At 35.5% G+C, this 18990-nt stretch carries 15 protein-coding genes; 8 read left to right on the top strand and 7 right to left on the bottom strand.

All coding sequences use genetic code 11. The features are described from left to right. Positions 1 to 108: 108 nt before the first annotated feature. Positions 109 to 555 (top strand): hypothetical protein, encoded by a 447-nt coding sequence (locus BLS98_RS10265; RefSeq protein ID WP_089736161.1) that lies wholly within the window; start codon positions 109 to 111, stop codon positions 553 to 555. 361 nt (positions 556 to 916) lie between these two features. Here BLS98_RS10265 and BLS98_RS10260 read toward each other — a convergent pair whose 3' ends face one another. From BLS98_RS10260 to recQ, 7 genes are all read right to left on the bottom strand, one after another. Continuing rightward, the gene (locus BLS98_RS10260) at positions 917 to 1753 is read right to left on the bottom strand and encodes a DUF4476 domain-containing protein (protein ID WP_167356205.1); all 837 of its coding nucleotides are present in this window, start codon (positions 1751 to 1753) and stop codon (positions 917 to 919) included. 164 nt (positions 1754 to 1917) lie between these two features. Further along, the gene (gene lpdA, locus BLS98_RS10255; RefSeq protein ID WP_045497739.1) at positions 1918 to 3321 is read right to left on the bottom strand and encodes a dihydrolipoyl dehydrogenase; all 1404 of its coding nucleotides are present in this window, start codon (positions 3319 to 3321) and stop codon (positions 1918 to 1920) included. 130 nt (positions 3322 to 3451) lie between these two features. Continuing rightward, the gene (locus BLS98_RS10250) at positions 3452 to 3835 is read right to left on the bottom strand and encodes a cupin domain-containing protein (RefSeq protein ID WP_228425181.1); all 384 of its coding nucleotides are present in this window, start codon (positions 3833 to 3835) and stop codon (positions 3452 to 3454) included. 51 nt (positions 3836 to 3886) lie between these two features. Beyond that, entirely contained in the window at positions 3887 to 4231 is a 345-nt protein-coding gene (locus BLS98_RS10245) for a hypothetical protein (RefSeq protein ID WP_089736156.1), read from the bottom strand. A gap of 65 nt (positions 4232 to 4296) precedes the next feature. After that, positions 4297 to 5376, bottom strand: coding sequence for a glycosyltransferase (locus BLS98_RS10240; RefSeq protein ID WP_089736155.1), 1080 nt, complete (start codon positions 5374 to 5376; stop codon positions 4297 to 4299). A gap of 309 nt (positions 5377 to 5685) precedes the next feature. Further along, positions 5686 to 6135, bottom strand: a complete 450-nt coding sequence (locus tag BLS98_RS10235; RefSeq protein ID WP_089736153.1) for a hypothetical protein — start codon at positions 6133 to 6135, stop codon at positions 5686 to 5688. 85 nt (positions 6136 to 6220) lie between these two features. Further along, on the bottom strand, positions 6221 to 8425 hold the full coding sequence (gene recQ / locus BLS98_RS10230; RefSeq protein WP_089736150.1) for a DNA helicase RecQ: 2205 nt from the start codon (positions 8423 to 8425) through the stop codon (positions 6221 to 6223). A gap of 158 nt (positions 8426 to 8583) precedes the next feature. On the opposite strand from recQ, the gene BLS98_RS10225 reads away from it, so the two are divergent. The 7 genes from BLS98_RS10225 (at position 8584) to BLS98_RS10195 (ending at position 18936) form a co-directional block, all read left to right on the top strand. Then, positions 8584 to 9543, top strand: coding sequence for a KpsF/GutQ family sugar-phosphate isomerase (locus BLS98_RS10225; protein WP_089736147.1), 960 nt, complete (start codon positions 8584 to 8586; stop codon positions 9541 to 9543). Positions 9544 to 9556: 13 nt separating this feature from the next. Continuing rightward, positions 9557 to 10120, top strand: coding sequence for a Crp/Fnr family transcriptional regulator (locus BLS98_RS10220; RefSeq protein ID WP_089736145.1), 564 nt, complete (start codon positions 9557 to 9559; stop codon positions 10118 to 10120). A gap of 98 nt (positions 10121 to 10218) precedes the next feature. Continuing rightward, positions 10219 to 10905, top strand: coding sequence for a type 1 glutamine amidotransferase domain-containing protein (locus tag BLS98_RS10215; RefSeq protein WP_089736143.1), 687 nt, complete (start codon positions 10219 to 10221; stop codon positions 10903 to 10905). 207 nt (positions 10906 to 11112) lie between these two features. Continuing rightward, entirely contained in the window at positions 11113 to 11940 is an 828-nt protein-coding gene (gene tatC, locus BLS98_RS10210) for a twin-arginine translocase subunit TatC (protein WP_089736141.1), read from the top strand. A 285-nt stretch (positions 11941 to 12225) separates the two neighbouring features. Further along, on the top strand, positions 12226 to 15171 hold the full coding sequence (locus tag BLS98_RS10205) for a reprolysin-like metallopeptidase (RefSeq protein WP_089736139.1): 2946 nt from the start codon (positions 12226 to 12228) through the stop codon (positions 15169 to 15171). A gap of 143 nt (positions 15172 to 15314) precedes the next feature. Further along, positions 15315 to 16946, top strand: coding sequence for a M1 family metallopeptidase (locus tag BLS98_RS10200; RefSeq protein WP_089736137.1), 1632 nt, complete (start codon positions 15315 to 15317; stop codon positions 16944 to 16946). A gap of 133 nt (positions 16947 to 17079) precedes the next feature. After that, complete coding sequence (locus BLS98_RS10195; RefSeq protein ID WP_089736135.1) at positions 17080 to 18936, top strand: M61 family metallopeptidase; 1857 nt, start codon at positions 17080 to 17082, stop codon at positions 18934 to 18936. The last annotated feature ends 54 nt before the right edge of the window (positions 18937 to 18990 follow it).

Here is an 18990-nt window from a genome sequence, read left to right as displayed (position 1 = left end):
AAGGTACGGAAATTTGGAGGTTTTAACCTAGTGAATACTTTCAAGAATCATTTTTATCTTTAGAACAGCCTTTAAAACCTATACATTTGAACAAAAAAAACTGAAAATATGAAAAATTATTTTGTACTGGCATTTCTTCTATCCATCATCACTACAAGTGCACAAATACTGGATAAAACAGCTGTTAATCTTGCCTACCGATACACAGGAAGGAATGTTTTACAGGCTGGACTCGAATTCAAACTTGGAGCTTCAAACTACAAATCTGTAACAATTGGTCCTTCCCTTTTATATACACGCATTCATCAAACTAATAAATTTCTGCCTGAAGCGAATGTTTATTATACCAACAATGGCCAGTTATATGGTGCTTCCATCAATCCATATGCAATAGAACCCAGAATTGGAATTTCATTGTTTCATGCGCTATTTCTCAATACAGGATATGCTTTCCCGATACACAAAGAAAAATATTTTAAAGGAATTACTTTTGGAATCCAGTTTAATATTGCTCCTAATCATTCAAAGTTTTATGATAAAATGAAGGTGATGTAATTTGATCTGGGGAATTATTATATCAATTAAATTTATTTCTCGCAGATCTGGCTGATTTCGCAGATTTTTCTTTAATTGATAGATACACTAAGACACAAGAACATTTCGGCTTTTTTTAATATATATTTTCAAAAAGTTGCACTATTTTTTTGCCACGAATGTACGAATGCTTAGCAGTGTACAATTTTATCGGAGATAAAATCCTTGCGCCCTAAGAAGTAGTATTAAAAAAACTTTGCGGCTTTGCGATTTCCAACATACTTACAACATTGAGATTGCTTCACCTCCGGTTCGCAATGATCAAATATCTTAATATGGTTTCCATTTTTATACAAAAAAGAGAAGCTCTTCTCTTTGCTTATTATAATCCGGAAATATAATCTCTAAGTTCTCTTTTGCTGTTTTCAAAATCAAAGGCATCATATACCATAAAATACTTATTCTTATCTACACAACTCAGATACATAGATTTTGCAAGTGCTAACTTATTCTTATCAAAGCTTAAAGATTTCACCAAATCTCTTATCTGTACAGCAGTAAACATAGAGTTTCTCATCTGTTGATTAATTAAAGCTACTTTTCCATCATCAAACTTTTCATTTCTCTGCAGCATTTCAAAAAACTGCCGGAATGTAGTAGCATCCATTACATTTCCAGGTTGATTCCAATTTCCGGATTGATTTCCATAAGGATTGTTCCAGATATCATTCCAATCATTAAATCCATATTGCCCTTGCACAGGATATGAGTCTAGCAGATATAACCCTTGGTTGGTGAAAAAGTCTAATACCATTCTGCTGTTATTTCGAAGCATCAGAGAAGTTCTGTATATTAAAAAGCCATTTTCATAGATAGATATTGGCATTCTTCCGGATTGAAGATCAAAAAAACGGTATTTTCCGGAAGCATTGGCAATCGTCTGATCACCAACTTCAACAGTGAAAAAGCCTTGCTCAGGAATCCTTAAAAAGACTTCAGCATATCCATAATTTCTATTCCATTGATAGTTTGGGTTTTTCAATCTTTCATTCTGATTCTCCGGATTACGATCAAAGGTTTTATTTTTTATCCCTGATTTTGGACCCCGCATTTCAGTAGCTGAAGCTTCATTTTCCAACAATTCACCAGCCTTACCTGCTTCTTGAGCAAAAGAGCTTATTCCTATCAAAAGCATTACACTGATAAAAATTTTCTTCATGTTTAATTTTTCAAAATCAATCTCCATTTTTATGCCAAAAGTAAAGTTGAGACTGCTTCGCTTTACTCGCAATGACAAAAATACTGATAGAGTTAAGGACAAACAAAAAAGAGGAGCAATTTGCTCCTCTTCTATTATTTAAATGATTAAATTTTAATCAAATATTACATGTGGATAGATCTTTTTGCTGTAGCATCCAATGCAGCTTCTTTGATAGCTTCTGCATAAGTTGGGTGAGCGTGAGAACTTCTTGCGATGTCTTCAGCACTAGCACGGAATTCCATAGCAATTACTCCTTCTGCAATAAGGTCAGCAGCTCTTGCTCCAATGATGTGCATTCCTAAGATCTCATCAGTTTTTTCGTCAGCAATAATCTTAACAAGTCCATCGGTATCACCACTTGCACGGCTTCTTCCTAATGCTCTCATTGGGAAAGAACCTACTTTGTAAGCTACTCCTTCTTCTTTCAATTGCTCTTCAGTCTTACCTACCCCTGCAACTTCCGGCCAAGTGTAAACAACACCAGGAATTAAGTTGTAGTTAATGTGAGGTTTTTGACCTGCTAATATTTCAGCAACAAGAACTCCTTCTTCTTCAGCTTTGTGAGCAAGCATAGCACCTTTGATAACATCACCGATTGCATAAATGTTGGCAACGTTAGTCTGTAAGTGATCATTTGTTTTTACTCTTCCTCTTTCGTCAAGTTCTACACCAGCTTTTTCAAGACCAAGACCGTCTGTATAAGGCTTTCTACCTACAGAAACTAAACAGTAATCTCCTTCTACTACTACTTCCTCCCCTTTTTTGTCTTTAGCTGTGATTTTTACAGTGTCACCGTTTCTTTCTACTGCAGAAACTGCTGTAGAAAGCATAAACTTCATACCTTGTTTTTTAAGAACTTTAGTTAATTCTTTACTTAAAGCTCCATCCATTCCAGGGATGATTTTATCCATGAACTCAACTACCGTTACCTGAGCTCCTAATCTTAAGTATACAGATCCTAATTCAAGACCAATTACTCCACCACCAATTACTACTAAGTGCTTAGGAACCTCCTTAAGGTTTAATGCTTCAGTAGAGGTGATCACTCTTTCTTTATCAAGAGAGATAAAAGGAAGTGAAGACGGTTTAGAACCTGTTGCAATGATTGTATATTTAGATTCGATCGTTTCAGAAGAACCGTCGTTTTTAGTTATTTTAATCTGAGTAGCAGATTCAAAGCTTCCTAATCCTTCAAAAACAGTGATTTTGTTTTTGTCCATCAAAAAGTTGATCCCTTTAGTTGTTTGATCTACAACTTCGTTTTTACGCTCAATGATTCTTGCAATATCTACTTGTGGCTCATTGATGATGATTCCGTGACCTGCAAAATTGTGTTTTGCATTTTCGAAATGCTCAGAGCTATCAAGAAGCGCTTTTGACGGAATACATCCAACGTTAAGACAAGTTCCGCCTAAAGTTGAATATTTTTCAATAATTGCTGTTTTGAAACCTAACTGTGCTGCACGGATCGCAGCTACATAACCACCAGGACCAGAACCTATTACGGTAACATCGAATTGACTCATGTTATTTTATGAATTTGTTTATTATTATCTATCTTAATTCTCACAAATTTACATATAAATTACCAAGCACCAAAGTGAGTTTTATCAATTTTAAAAATGATAATTATATGCTTTAGTTTTATGAAAAATGTTATTTTATGAATTTTATATTCTCCTCACTCCCTGCCTTCAGATAAATTGCAGTAAAGACAAGTGGTTTTTCAGCTGATGCATTATCAAAATGGAGGATTTTTGCATTTTTAGGTTCATAAAAAGCATCTCCCTCATGAAGTACCACTTTCTCTTGCCCTTCTATCTGAAAAACGGCTTCTCCTGAATTTATTATTCCTAAAACGGGACAGGGGTGCAAATGTTTGGGGGCACCTTGTCCTGCTGCCATTGTTATTTCCTGAATCTCTGTGGATTTCACTTTCTGATCAATGGCTGTTTTTAATAATTCTTTCCTGGAGATTGACTTCTGCTGAGCCATTACGACAACAGCATTCAGCATAAAAATAATTATAAGTGGCTTCATGGACTTGATATTTAATTGTACAACTTATTTTTATTAAACCAGCACAAAATACTACACATTCAACTTTCCATGTCCAATTGTGCCAGTACTTTCAAAAAATGAACCTCCATATACATACCATTCCACGTTTTCTAAGTACTCCACTGCATTTTCCGGGGTTATCTGTGAACGATCTTTCTTCGAAACAATTCCTTTGTACCATCTTCCTGATTTGGAAAAGCTTTCATATTCAACAAAATAATGAATCCATATTCTCTGGCATAACTTGCACTGTTGAATTGTTACTTCTCCATATCTTCCGTTAGTATGATCTATCCCTAATTCCGAACTTCTATATTCAGTATAGCTAGAATCAGGTTTTTCACAAGCGCATCCTATTTGTGCGATTTTCGTCATTATCATTTATTTTATCAGATTTCAAATCTAAGAAAATAAAGCTCTATAAGACAAATATGGAAATACTACTTCATTAAATCCAACAAAACTTTCTCATATTTGTCCAATATAATATTCTTTGAAAATCTGGATTTTATAGAGTTCTTGATGGCATCACGATTATAATTCTCGTGCATAACTTTTATGATTTGCTGGGCAAAATCATCATAGTTTTCAATATTGGCTATTTCACCATTTATATTATGCTGGATGATTTCGTTTATTCCTCCAGGACAATTATTAGCTAACGAATAGGTTCCGCAAGCTCCAGCTTCCAAAAGTACATTAGGAAAACCTTCGTATCTTGAAGATAAAATAAACAGATCCGCATACTTTAAGAATTGATAAGGATTATCCTGTCTGCCATGAAAAATAACATTTTTTAATCCTAAAAACTCTTTCATCTGAAGCAGAACCTCTTTGTCTTTTCCATCACCCAAAATATGAAGCATGATATTTTCACTTTTGAGCCTTGAAAACACTTTTAGCAAATTATCAAATCCTTTTCTGGCTGATAAATTACCAATGGCTACAACATTCTTATAATTGTATTTAAATCCTTCAGGTTTTAAGGCAATACTCAGTTTATCATCAATAAAATCAAAGTCCACTGGATTATTGATCTTGACAATTTTCTTCTTTTTAATCTTAAAATTATCAACCAGATCTTTCATCATATCATCACTTTGAGCAATGATCTTCTGATAGTTATTGTAAAAATTATAGAAAAATTTAATTTCCTTTCTGGTAACATGCTGAGTAACTACATTCGTTTCCCTGGCAATGAATTTTGTTCTCGGAAAAAGCCTGATGAATAATGATAGATAGGCATTTACTTCTCCAAAACCGGAAAAAACGATATCAGGTTTTCTTCTGTAGATTTCCCCTAAAATTGGCTTTAAAGAATGTCTGATTCTCTCAGTATTAATGTCGATAATTTCAACATCTTTTTTCAGGAAATTTAAATATCCGCCCTGTTTACGCAACAGCAAAATCTTAGGCTCAAAACGATCCCTGGAAAGATGATTTGCTATAGTGGTAACTATTCTTTCTGCGCCCCCGGTTTCTAGATCCGGCAGAATAAATATGACAGATATTTTTTTCATCAGTTAAAGTTACTAAAAAGTTTCATTATGTTTCAAATATTGGAGTCCTGAAGATTTTCTATACCTATAAGTCCACCGTTACATCAATCATGCGAGTAAGGAAAAACAATCTCAGCTAGGAAAGATTTGTATGTTGGAAGACTGAATGGCTCTTGCTTTAAGGTGCAAGGATGTTATCTCCGATAAAATTGAATGTGTAAAATTATCCCACTAATTACGTTGATGTTTGAAAGAGTTTTGAATTTTTTTTATGCTCCGAATGCACTAATTATTTTACTTCATGCATAAGATCTATGCGTGTATATTGTTTTAAAAATAATTTTCAAAGAAAAATCCAGTACCAGGAATTGAATCTAATTTAGGATTAATTTCTGGATGGCCTAAAAACCACTTCTCTAGCTCAAAATTATTTTTCACACTATCATGTACAGGAATGGTTATATAAAGAACGTTATTATGTATATTATTTCTTAAGTATACTACTAAAAACCGTTTATCTACATTTCTTGGCCCTTTAGAAAAAGGCAACTCTCCATCAGATCTATCTTTATACTCTTTATCACCTACTTTAAATGTATACAGATAATAATAGCCTGTACCCCTTCCATATTCTTTAATTCCATATATTTTACCAATGGCATACGCTCCGGTTTTCCTATAATTTCCCTTGAAATCCTGCCGTGTAAAATAATCATAGGCGAATACACTTATTATGAGAAAAAATAAAATTATAGTATAGTTTTTCTTTAAAAATTGCATTCAGTATAGTTTGTTAGCTTCCTCTAAATTACAATAAAAAAGCTCTTCAGTTGAAGAGCTTTTTTATTTTTTTATATATCAATCCTTAGTTAGCAACGTCACTGATAAATTTAATTCTCAGCATTCTTACTTCTTCATCAGACAATTCATCTCCAAATTCATCCAGTAAAATCTTCATGCTGTCACTTTCAGATTCGTTCATAAATTCCATAAAGCCGTCTACGATATCTTCGTCAAAATTATCTTCGATATAATAGTCTATATTAAGTTTTGTTCCCTGATAAACAATTCTTTCCATTTCTTTCAGAAGTTCATCCATAGAAAGATTCTTGGCTCTTGCAATATCTTCAAGATCAATCTTTTTATCAGTGCTTTGGATAATGAAAACCTTATGGCTGGATTTATTAGCCACCTGTTTCAATACCATATCCTGGGTACGTTCTATATTGTTGTCCTCAACATATGTTTTAATATAATCAGCGAATTCTTTACCATATTTCTTGGCTTTCCCTTCTCCAACTCCATAAATCTTGTTGATTTCATCTGCCGTAATCGGATACTGAACGGTCATATCCTCCAAACTTGGATCCATAAATACCGTGTAAGGTGGAATCCCGTGTTTTTTGGCTACTTTTTTCCTTAATTCTTTTAATAGATTAAACAGTTTTTGATCTAAACCGCCGCCGGCTTGCTGCTGCAACTGATCGCTATCTGCCTTAGCTTGTGTAAGATCAAACTCTCTGTCTTCAGCAATTAAGAAAACCTCTTTAGATTTACCATCTAATACATTTCTGGCTTTTTCAGTAGTCTTTAAAACACCATATGTTTCAATATCTTTTTGTAAAAAATTCTGAACGGTTGCCTGCCTTAGAATCGTTTTCCAATAGTTATCTTTTTCTTCTTTTCCAAAACCGAAATAACGATTCTGTTCAAGTTTATAAGACTTGGTAACGGCGTTTTCTTTTCCTACTATAACAGCAATCAGATCTTTTGATTTAAATTTTTCGCCTGTATCTTTAATCAGTTCAAGTGCTTTTGTTAAATCTGCTGTGGCATCTTTTAATTTCGGAGGATTGGATGAGTTATCACACATGCTTGCTCCATCTCCTTTCACCGGATCAAAGCTTTCTCCAAAATAATAGAGAATATATTGTCTTCTGCTCATAGAAGTTTCAGCATAACCTACTACTTCATTTAAAAGCTGTAATCCAATTTCTCTTTCGGACACAGGTTTCTGAGCCAGGAATTTTTCAAGTTTCTCAATATCTTTAGGATCATAGAATGCGAGACAATGGCCTTCACCACCATCTCTTCCTGCTCTCCCGGTTTCCTGATAATAACTTTCCAAAGATTTCGGGAAATCATAGTGAATAACAAAACGTACATCCGGTTTGTCGATTCCCATCCCAAAAGCTATGGTTGCTACAATTACATCCACTTCTTCCATCAGGAATTTATCCTGATTGGCCACTCTTACTTTCTGATCAAGACCTGCATGATAAGGAAGGGCATTGATTCCATTAACCTGCAAAAGCTGGGCAAATTCCTCCACTTTTCTTCTGCTCAGACAATATACAATCCCTGATTTTCCTTTATGCTGGTTGATAAATTTAACAATCTCCTTATCTATATTAATTTTAGGAGTTACCTCGTAATATAAATTCGGCCGATTGAAACTTTCTTTAAACACCAAAGCATTCGTCATGCCCAGTGTTTTCTGAATATCATCCTGCACCTTCGGTGTAGCTGTAGCCGTAAGGGCAATCACAGGTACACTGGCGATCTTATCAATAATCTGTTTAAGGTTTCTGTATTCCGGTCTGAAATCATGTCCCCACTCTGAAATACAGTGAGCCTCATCAATAGCAAAGAAAGAAATCTTAACGTCTTTTAAAAAGTCAAGATAGTCATCTTTAATCAATGATTCTGGAGCAACATACAAAAGTTTGGTTTTCCCGCTTTTAATATCGTCGAAAACCTGTTTTGTCTGTGTCTTGTTTAATGATGAATTTAATACATGCGCTACCCCATCCTCGGATGAAAGTCCGTTTACGGCATCCACCTGATTCTTCATTAACGCTATTAAAGGTGAAACAACAATTGCTGTTCCCTCCGAAATAAGTGCCGGAAGCTGATAACATAATGATTTACCACCACCTGTAGGCATCAATACAAATATATCCTTCCCATTCAATAGGTTTTCTATAATCTGTTCTTGCTGTCCCTTAAATGTAGAAAACCCAAAATACTTTTTCAATTCGCCTGATAAATTGGCTTTTTTTGCGCTCATCTAATTTTCTATTGCTAAATTTGCATCTAACCCAAAGTTATAAAAATTCTGCTTAAAATAAAAGCGAACGAATTTATAAAAAATAAAATTTATATTAAATATTGTTTTTAAAATATAACGTTTTTCGAAAACTTTTTTGTATACCTTATTGTCATAAAATGGATAGAACCAACATTATATCAATTGCTAAAAGTACTTTAGAAATTGAAATTTTAGAATTAGAAAAATTAAAAAACAGGATTGACGACCAATTTGCCCATGCAGTAGAGATTATTCACTCTGCAAAAGGGAAATTAATTGTAGTAGGAATTGGGAAATCTGCACATGTAGGTAATAAAATTGTTGCTACATTGAACTCTACGGGAACGCCATCTCAATTTTTGCATGCTTCGGAAGCTATTCACGGTGATTTGGGTGTGATCCAGAAACAGGATGTGGTGCTTTGTATCTCCAATTCTGGAAATTCTCCTGAAATAGCCAATCTTGTACCTTATTTAAAGGACTATTCTTCTGCATTAATTGGAATGACAGGGAATAAAAGCAGTAAGTTGGCTGAATTTTCAGAAGTTATTCTGGATACTCATGTTGATGTAGAAGCTTGTCCTAATAAACTTGCTCCTACAAGTTCTACTACTATCCAAATGGCATTGGGAGATGCTCTTGCTGTGGCTTTAATGGAATTGAATGAATTCAAAGCTAACGATTTTGCTAAATTTCATCCTGGGGGAAGTCTGGGTAAAAATTTAACTTCCAGGGTTGAACAATTCCTTTCTTCACAAAAACCTCAGGTTTCAGAGGATGCACCTATTAGGGATGTTATTATTTCCATTAGTGCATCAAGCCATGGAATTACCGTTGTCACCAATGAAGATCAGATTATTGGAGTTATTACCGATGGGGATTTAAGAAGAATGTTGATGAACGGAGAAGATATCACTAAGGTTCTCGCCAAAGATATCATGTCTGCAAATCCAAGGACTATTGCAAAAGAAGCGCTTGCCAAAGAGGCAATGAAAGTCTTAAAAGGCAATAATATCGGTCAGCTGGTAGTTACTGAAAACGGAAAATATTTCGGGATCATTGATCTGCATACGTTATTGGATGAAGGCATCAACTAATCATTAACATAAGATGAGCCATTTTCTAAAAGAGCATATTCAGACCATCATTAATCCCACAGATGATGAGTTTGAAATCATTCAAAGCTTCTTTGTAAAAAAAAGATTCCGGAAAAGGCAGTTTCTGATACAGGAACATCAGCCTGTACACGAGATTTTTCTTATAGAAAAAGGCATTCTTAAGAGCAGCTTCATAGATAATACTGGAAAGGAGCATATTCTTCAGTTTGCAGCTTCTAACTGGTGGATTTCGGATTTTGCAGGATTTTTCAAGCAAGAACCTTCATCACTGGCAATTGATTGTATTGAAGATGCTGAAGTATATGCTATCTCTTATGAAGATTTAAATATGCTTTGTTTAAAAGTCCCTGCAATAGAGCACTTTTTCAGGGTAAAATCTAATTTCGGATATGTAGCTCTGCAGCAGAGGATTCTTTCATTAATGAGTAAATCTGCCAAGGAGCGTTATGAAGATTTTATTAAGCAATATCCCGGTTTTATAGATCATATTCCGAAACAGCTTATTGCAAGCTATCTGGGAGTTTCAAGAGAAACATTAAGCCGATTATATGTATAAAGATGTGACACAGGTCACATCTTTTTTTTGAGGTATATCCTTGTAATAGCTCTCTCAAAAATCCCACCTTTGTATTATAATTTTTAACAATAATACCAATGAAAAAGAAAGCATTAATCGTAGTGACAAGTGTGGAAAAATACCCTGATATGGAAAGAGCAACAGGCCTATGGCTGGGCGAAGCAGTTCATTTCTATGAAAAACTGGAAGAACAGGGCTATGAAATAGATTTTGTAAGTCCAAAAGGGGGTTACACTCCTCTCGATCCTATATCTCTGCAAATGTTTGTGCAGCCTATAGACTGGAAATACTATGCTGATGAAACATTCAGAAATAAATTAGGAAATACTTTTACACCGAGTGATATTAATCCTAAAGATTATAATATCATTTATTATGCAGGTGGACATGGTGTAGTTTGGGATTTTCCAGACAATATAGAATTGCAGGAAATAGCTCGCAGTATTTATGAAGATGGAGGGATTGTATCATCTGTATGCCATGGAGCTGTAGGACTTTTCAATATTAAACTTTCCAACGGAGAACTGTTGATTCAGGGAAAAACGGTAACAGGTTTTTCAAATTCAGAAGAAATTGCCGCAGAATTGGCAGATCACATGCCTTATCTTACAGAAGATGTATTGAAAAGCAGAGGAGCTCAATATGTAAAAGCTGAGCAGGATTTTCTTCCTTTTGCCGTGACTGACGGAAATCTGGTGACTGGACAAAACCCTCAATCCGGGGCTGCCGTAGCAGAAAAGGTATTGAAGATTTTGAAAAATTAATAATTAATCCGGATATAATTGTAACAGACAGCTCAAAAAGCTGTCTGTTTTTACATTCAAAAGTATTATTATAAATACATCAACAATCTGTAACATAACACTGTACAAATTCTTGACTAATAAATTCTAAATACTGATTATTATTTCATAATTTCGCAGACTTAAACTGCTTGCCTTTCCGGCTGGCATTTGGACAGATTCTATTATATGGACAATAAAAAAGACATGTCCTTTCTTGGGCATATTGGAGAATTAAGAGGGCATTTGGTCCGTTCGATTATTGCTATCATCATTGCAGCCTTCGCGGTTGGTTTCAATATCAACTGGATTATGGACCATATCTTTTTTGGGCCTACCAGAAATGATTTCCCTACCTTCAGAATTGTTAATCATTTCTCAAGGTTGCTTTTGGGGGAAGACAGTATTCATCTTCCGAAGGATTTCCCGGTACGTGTACAAAGATTATATCAGCAGTTCAATGTAATGATGGCCGTTTCCGTTTTCGGTGGAATGGTGGCTGCATTTCCTTATATCGTTTGGGAATTGTGGCGTTTCATTGGTCCAGCTTTACATCCGAGAGAGAAAAAGAATTCTATCTATATTATTAATGCTGTATGGATGCTTTTCATGACCGGAGTTTTATGCGGATACTTTTTAATTCTTCCTTTCGCAGTTAATTTTGGGGTAATCTTTAAAATTTCTGATATCATTGTTCCTCTTTATGACCTGAGCGATTATACTACGTTATTTTTACAGGTAGTTTTAGGTATGGGTGTTATTTTCCTATTCCCTATTCTGATCTATTTCCTAACCAGCATTGGAATTCTTACTCCTTTATTTATGAAAACCTACCGTCGTCATGCTATTGTATTAATCATGGTAGTTGCAGCAATTATTACTCCTGCGGATGTATTAAGTATGCTGATGGCGGCTTTCCCATTACTCATCTTATATGAATTCAGTATTATGATGTGTACCTTTACGTATAAAAGAGTACAGAAAAGCAATGGAAACCTCCCTGCTGTACAAAAATAAACTTATAAAAGAATAAGAAATTATTCTATCATAAAATTTAACTAAATGCCGATCTTCCACTGGAAGGTCGGCATTTTTATTTTTACTACATTTCCATTCATTTACTCTTATATATTCAATAAATATCAATATAATACACACAATCAATCCATACAATAATTTATTCAAAATAAGCATGAATTTAATTAAAACTAAAAAAAATAAAATTTACACTAAATAAAATCAAAAATAAATGAAAACATTTGTTATTTTTACATGCATTAATTGAATTTATTAAAAATTTATATGAAAAAGAAAATTATTCTTGTTTGCGCTCTTGCTTTAAGCTTTACTGGTTTACAGGCACAGCGTTGGATTCCAGTATCTGAAAAGGTTACTCCTATCAGGAAAGAAGTCAAAATCGAATATGCTTATAAGTTTGATCTTGCTTCCCTAAGAGATGCTTTAAAAAATGCTCCGGAAGCAGGAGCTGGCGGTGCTCCAATAGTTGTTTCATTACCTACAGCTAATGGAAAAATTGAAAGATTTTCCGTTTACAGCTCTCCGACAGTTGCTAAATCAATGGCAGAAAGATATCAGTTGGGAGCCTATTCCGGAGTAGGAATAGATGATCCTAACAAACAAATTAGATTCAGTACTGCTCCTGATGATTTCCAGTCTATGCTATTTGATGCTAATACAGGAAAATATGAATTCATAGAACCTGTCAACAAAGAAAAAGATATTTACGGAGTATTTTTTAAGACCAATAAGTCACATGAAGATCCTTTTGAGTGCAAGACATCTGAATCTGCACAATCAAAAAAGGATATGAAGCAGTTTATAAAAACTAAAAACAGTTTAAATGGTGCAGGATCTACCAATAAGAGCAATAACCAAAAATATAGAACTTACAGACTTGCCATGTCTGTAACAGGTGAATATACCCAACTTGCAGGTGGTGTCCCTCAGGCTGTTGCCCGTATAAACGCTTCTATAAATAGAGTAAATGGAGTATTTGAAAAAGACTTCGGTATTCATATGATTGTTCAGGATCTTCCTCAGTTAATATTTACTAACCCTGTTACTGACCCTTACACTACTGTTACCACTGGAGCTCCGGCTGCCTGGAATCTTCAACTTCAACAAACTCTTACCAACACTCCAGGAGTAGGTAATGATGCCTATGATATCGGACATCTTTTCGGACATAAAGGTGGTGGTGGAAGTGCCGGTGATGTTGGAAATGTATGCCGAAACCCAGCCAGTAATACTGATGCAACGTCAAAAGGGGCAGGAATTACCTCTCCCAGTGTTGCTAACGAACCTTTTGGGGACAGCTTTGATATAGACTTTGTGGCTCATGAAATAGGACATCAATTTGGAGGGGCACACACTATGTCGCTCGCCCTTCACGGAGCTCATATGGAACCTGGCTCCGGATCAACTATTATGGGGTATGCAGGAATCACTGACGCTGATGTTCAACTGCATTCTGATGCTTATTTCCATACCAAAAATATTGAAGAGGTACAGGCTTATACAGGTTCCCAGACATGCGGAACGATTGTCACGGTTAATAATACTCCACCAACAATACAACCTCTTCTCAACAAAGCTATTCCAAAAGGAACAGCCTTCGCATTAACAGCCTCAGTAACTGATGCTGAAAACGATCCAATGACCTACACATGGGAGCAATATGATCTTGCCTCCGTTACTTTTGGGCCGGTAAGTGACACCCATAATAACGGAGCTAACTTCAGATCTCTGATGCCAACTACTTCACCTACTCGTTATTTTCCAGCATTAGCCAATGTTCTCCAAGGTACTTTGGTTAATATCCCCGGTTGGGAAACCGTATCCAATGTTCCCAGAACTATGAACTTCAAGATAACTGCAAGAGATAATCATCCAGTAGTTAACCAACAACAGACACAAAGCTCACTGATAAGGCTAAATGTAATGAACGACGGGCCTTTTAAAATAACTTCGTCCACGGTTTATAACAATACGCCGGGAGCCATTACTTGGGATGTAGTGAATACAAGCAATGCCCCATATAATGTACAGAATGTTAAAATAGACTACACAACAGACAATGGAGCAACCTGGAACATGGTGGCTGCCTCTACACCTAACGATGGAGCTGAACCATTTTCATTCTCTTCACTTGCTACAGGCACCAATTTAAAAATCAGAGTAAGCGCCATTGACAATGTATTTTATGCTATAGGATCTGCCTCCGTATCTGCCTCAGCAAATGCATGTACAACAGCTACTCCAACAGGAATTACAGTTTCCGGAATCACAAAATCTACAGTAAATGTGAACTGGCCTGCACTACAAAACGCAACATACTCCTTCATGTATAGAAAAACAGGAACTCCAACATGGACAACCGTTCCTGTGGCAACCAATTCTTACTATCTGTCCGGATTAGATGAAGCTACGGCATATGAAATTCAGCTTGCTAATATTTGCGGATCTGAGACTGGAAGCTATTCTACATCCAATAATTTTACGACACTCCCTTATTCCCTTTGTGGAGCAACCGGAACAAATTCTTCTGATGAGTACATTTCTAATATCACTGTAACTCCAGTAGGAATGGCCGCTATTTCTAATACTACGGTAGCCACTCCTTACTCAAACTTTACCAATGACCCAACAAAATTAATTACCCTGGTTCCTGGAAGCTCAGGCAATACAATTAGTGTTACCAAAAGCTGGTCAACTTCTACAAAATATAATGATGGAGTATCCGCTTGGATAGATTTCAATAGGGATGGTATTTTCTCTGACTCTGAAATGATTTTCACCAGCCTTCCTAATAAAATAACTCCTGTTTCCGGAACATTCTCTGTTCCTATGGATGCTTATACAGGGAAAAATATCATAATGAGGGTTGCTCTTGCCTACGAAAACCAACCAGCAGATGGCTGTAATAGCCAGGAATATGGTGAAATAGAGGACTATCCTGTAACTATTCAGGCACAGCTTTCTACAAATGATGTAGTAAAAGACAAAGCTTCTATCCAGATCTTCCCTAACCCGGTAAGTGATGTATTGAATGTAACTCAGGTTTCTTCTAAGGCGCAATTCTCAATTACGAATATGGCAGGCCAGAAAGTAATGAGCGGTCAGATCTCAGATAACAAAATTTCTGTTTCAAGACTGAGCACTGGAGCTTATATTATTTCAATTGAAGATAAGGGAACTACTTCAAATCTGAAATTCATTAAAAAATAAAAATTCCCTTTTTATATTACAGCCCGGCATTAGCCGGGTTTTTTTTATACATCTAAGAAAATTTAGCCGGTATTTTCATATTATCTTCATCCGGCTGTTAATTTAATTTTATACTTTTGAAAAGATTATTAATTTAATTTTACATGAAAAAGTTGTCATACACCATTTTATTGGTTTCAGGGCTTGCTTTCGGGCAGTTCTTTGAAAAAGATAAGGTTTATACCAAACAAGATACATTGAAAGGTTCCAATACCCCATTCAGAGATTTTTGGGATGTTAAGAAATATAATCTTTCCGTAGAACCTGATTTTGAGCAGAAAAGCATTAAAGGAACCAACAGGATCAGCCTTGAGATTATAAAGGATGTCACTAATCCTATATTTCAGATTGATCTTCAGCAGCCGATGAAAGCTGGAAAAATTACAGCTAGCTTTCCTATTGCCAGCTCTAAACAGGATGGTGATTTTATATTTATCACTACTAAGAAAAAGTTTAAAAAGGGTGAAAAATATACGATTGATGTTGACTATTCCGGAAATCCTCAGATTGCAAAGAATGCTCCTTGGGATGGCGGATGGGTTTTCACTAAAGATGAAAAAGGGAATCCATGGATGACTGCTGCTGACGAAGGAATAGGAGCTTCCATATGGCTTCCTACCAAAGATATCTGGAGCGACGAACCTGATAACGGAATCATTATGAAAATTATAACTCCTAATGACTTAGTAGGTGTGGGTAACGGAAGACTAACTGATAAAAAAATAACTGGCAATAAAACTACTTATACCTGGGAGGTTAAAAACCCTATTAACGCCTACTCCATTATCCCAAGTATAGGAAAATATGTAAATTTTAAAGATATATTTGAGGGTGAAAAAGGAAAACTAGATCTGGATTATTGGGTAATAGACTATAATCTGGATAAGGCAAAAAAACAGTTTCAACAGGTAAAACCTATGCTCTCCGCATTTGAATACTGGTTTGGTCCGTATCCGTTTTATGAAGATTCATACAAACTTGTAGAATCTCCTCATCTTGGCATGGAACATCAGAGTAATGTAGCTTATGGAAACAAATATCAGAACGGCTATCTTGGCAGAGATCTTTCAGGGACAGGAGTTGGGTTAAACTGGGATTTTATTATTATTCATGAAAGCGGCCATGAATGGTTTGCCAATAATATTACAGCAAAAGACCAGGCTGATATGTGGATTCATGAAAGTTTCACCAATTATTCCGAGACTCTTTTCACGGAAAAATATATGGACAAAAAATCTGCTGAAATCTATGCTCAAGGTATCCGAAAAGGAATAAAAAATGACATCCCTATTATCGGAAAATATGGAGTAAGAAACGAAGGCAGCGGAGATATGTATCCGAAAGGAGCCAACATGATTCACACAATAAGACAGGTAATTAATAATGATGAAAAATTCAGACAGATTTTAAGAGGATTAGGCAAGGATTTCTATCATCAAACGGTTACTACAAAACAGATTGAAGATTATATTTCATCAAAATCAGGGATTGATTTCTCCACTGTTTTTGATCAATATCTGAGAACTATTAAGATCCCTACTCTTGAATATACTCAAAATGGAGACACTTTGAAATTCAGATACACGAATGTTGTGAAAAACTTGAAACTTCCGATCATTATCAACGGAGATCAGACGATAAACCCAACTGAAGAATGGCAGACAGTAAAGCTTAAGAAAAGCACTCCTGTTGAACTGAACAAAAATTACTATATTAATTATTTAAGTGTACAGTAAGAAAAAAAGGCAAATTTGCAGATCAGCAGGTTTGCCTTTTTGCTTTTATTTAAAATTTTTAAGAAAAGTTTAATACTTCATTCCGTAACAAAATGGAAAAATAAGCAACTATTTAACTATAAATTTAAACCTAATGAGAAAAACAGCACTTAGCTTAGGCCTCTTTGCCGCTTTTTTAGCGAATGCCCAATCTATAAAAACCACTATTGACCTCGTTAATGTAAAAGATGATAAAGTAGCCGTTACAATGGAGTTTCCGAAAATGAAATCGGGAGATATCAAATTTCATTTTCCAAAAACGGTTCCGGGAACTTATTCTGTAGATGATTATGGAAGGTTTGTAGAGGGCATAAAGTTTTATGACAACAAAGGAAAGGAATTGGCCTTCACAAAAGTTAATGATAACAGCTATTCATTGAAAAACGCGCAAAACCTTAGCAAGATCTCTTATCTTGTAAATGATAGTTTTGATGAAGAAATGAATACTTCAAAACATAAAGCCGTATTTTCCCCATCAGGAACTGATATTGAAGCAGGAAAAGTCTATATGATTAATACCCACGGTTTCATTGGCTATATAGAAAATATGCAGGATGTACCTTATCAGCTTGTTATTCAAAAACCAACTGATTTCTACGGAACAACAGCATTGGTAGATCAGGACAAATCTGAATCTACAGATACTTATACGCTTGCCAATTATGCAAAGGTGACGGATTCTCCACTCATGTATACTAAACCGGATTATATCACCTTCAATGCTGGCGGAATGGATCTTGTTTTGGGAGTTTACTCCCCAACCGGAAAATATAAAGCTACAGACTTCAAGGACAATCTTGAAAAAATGGTTGTGGCTCAAAAGAAATTCCTTGGGGATATGAATACCAATAAAAAGTATGCTATCATGCTTTATCTGTCTGGTGGTGATGGTCCTATGGTAAAAGGTTTTGGAGCGTTAGAACATCATGAGTCTACAAGCGTAGTTCTTCCTGAAGCCATGCCTAAGGATGCTATTGACCAAACTATTACAGATGTGGTTTCTCATGAATTCTTCCACACGGTTAATCCTTTGAAAACGCATTCTGAGGAGATCCATTACTTTAATTATGCAGATCCGAAAATGTCTCAGCATCTATGGATGTATGAAGGAGGAACTGAATATTTTGCCAACTTATTCCAGATTCAGGAAGGTCTTATCAACAAAGACGAATTTCTTAAAAGAATCGGAGAAAAGATCACCAACTCCAAGAATTACAATGATACCATGCCATTTACGGTAATGAGTAAAAATGTATTACAAGATCAATATAAGGATCAATACAGAAACGTGTATGAAAAAGGAGCTCTTCTGGCCATGTGCATGGATATTGAACTGAGAAAGCTTTCCAATGGAGAAATGGGTTACCGCGATATGATCCGAAAATTATCTCAAAGATTCGGGGAAAACAAACCGTTCAAAGATGATAAACTGATTGATGAATTGGTAACAGTAACAGGTTATTCTCAGGTAAAAGATTTCTATAATAAATACATTGCAGGAAGCCAGCCTACTCCTTATGCTGAATATCTGAAGATGGTAGGTGTGGAAGTTCGCAAACAGGAAACGCCACCTATTTTCTGGTTCATTAAAGATCCGAATCAGACAGGTTATGATGACAAGAACAAAGCTCTGGCTTTTGATGAAAATTCTGCCTTATCTCCATTTGCCAAAAGCATAGGATTTAAAATTACCGATCAGATACTTGCTCTGGATGGAAAGACTATTGACATTCAAAAAATCCAGGAACTTATCGGATATACCAAAACGATTAAAGAAGGACAGGATGTTACCGTAACTATTTTAAGAGATAATGCAGGTAAGAAGGAAAAAATGACTCTTAAAGGAAAAGCTATTCTGGATAAATTAAGTATGGAAACGCTTCAGTTTAAAGCCAATCCAACGCCGGAAGAAATGAAACTGCAGACTCAATGGCTGACAGGTAAAAAATAAATAGAAAAGCGAGGAGAATATCCTCGCTTTTGTTTTTCTTAGAAGTTATGCTAG

Source organism: Chryseobacterium jejuense, from assembly GCF_900100075.1.
Lineage (GTDB): Bacteria > Bacteroidota > Bacteroidia > Flavobacteriales > Weeksellaceae > Chryseobacterium > Chryseobacterium jejuense.
The sequence above is the reverse complement of the archived record's forward strand: the minus strand, read 5'-3'. Positions and strand labels throughout refer to the sequence as shown.

Excerpts from the sequence above, each read along its gene's own strand:
- BLS98_RS10265 (WP_089736161.1), top strand. The coding sequence starts at position 109 with ATGAAAAATTATTTTGTACTGGCATTTCTTCTATCCATCATCACTACA.
- BLS98_RS10260 (WP_167356205.1), bottom strand. The coding sequence starts at position 1,753 with ATGAAGAAAATTTTTATCAGTGTAATGCTTTTGATAGGAATAAGCTCT.
- lpdA (WP_045497739.1), bottom strand. The coding sequence starts at position 3,321 with ATGAGTCAATTCGATGTTACCGTAATAGGTTCTGGTCCTGGTGGTTAT.
- BLS98_RS10250 (WP_228425181.1), bottom strand. The coding sequence starts at position 3,835 with ATGAAGCCACTTATAATTATTTTTATGCTGAATGCTGTTGTCGTAATG.
- BLS98_RS10245 (WP_089736156.1), bottom strand. The coding sequence starts at position 4,231 with ATGACGAAAATCGCACAAATAGGATGCGCTTGTGAAAAACCTGATTCT.
- BLS98_RS10240 (WP_089736155.1), bottom strand. The coding sequence starts at position 5,376 with ATGAAAAAAATATCTGTCATATTTATTCTGCCGGATCTAGAAACCGGG.
- BLS98_RS10235 (WP_089736153.1), bottom strand. The coding sequence starts at position 6,135 with ATGCAATTTTTAAAGAAAAACTATACTATAATTTTATTTTTTCTCATA.
- recQ (WP_089736150.1), bottom strand. The coding sequence starts at position 8,425 with ATGAGCGCAAAAAAAGCCAATTTATCAGGCGAATTGAAAAAGTATTTT.
- BLS98_RS10225 (WP_089736147.1), top strand. The coding sequence starts at position 8,584 with ATGGATAGAACCAACATTATATCAATTGCTAAAAGTACTTTAGAAATT.
- BLS98_RS10220 (WP_089736145.1), top strand. The coding sequence starts at position 9,557 with ATGAGCCATTTTCTAAAAGAGCATATTCAGACCATCATTAATCCCACA.
- BLS98_RS10215 (WP_089736143.1), top strand. The coding sequence starts at position 10,219 with ATGAAAAAGAAAGCATTAATCGTAGTGACAAGTGTGGAAAAATACCCT.
- tatC (WP_089736141.1), top strand. The coding sequence starts at position 11,113 with ATGGACAATAAAAAAGACATGTCCTTTCTTGGGCATATTGGAGAATTA.
- BLS98_RS10205 (WP_089736139.1), top strand. The coding sequence starts at position 12,226 with ATGAAAAAGAAAATTATTCTTGTTTGCGCTCTTGCTTTAAGCTTTACT.
- BLS98_RS10200 (WP_089736137.1), top strand. The coding sequence starts at position 15,315 with ATGAAAAAGTTGTCATACACCATTTTATTGGTTTCAGGGCTTGCTTTC.
- BLS98_RS10195 (WP_089736135.1), top strand. The coding sequence starts at position 17,080 with ATGAGAAAAACAGCACTTAGCTTAGGCCTCTTTGCCGCTTTTTTAGCG.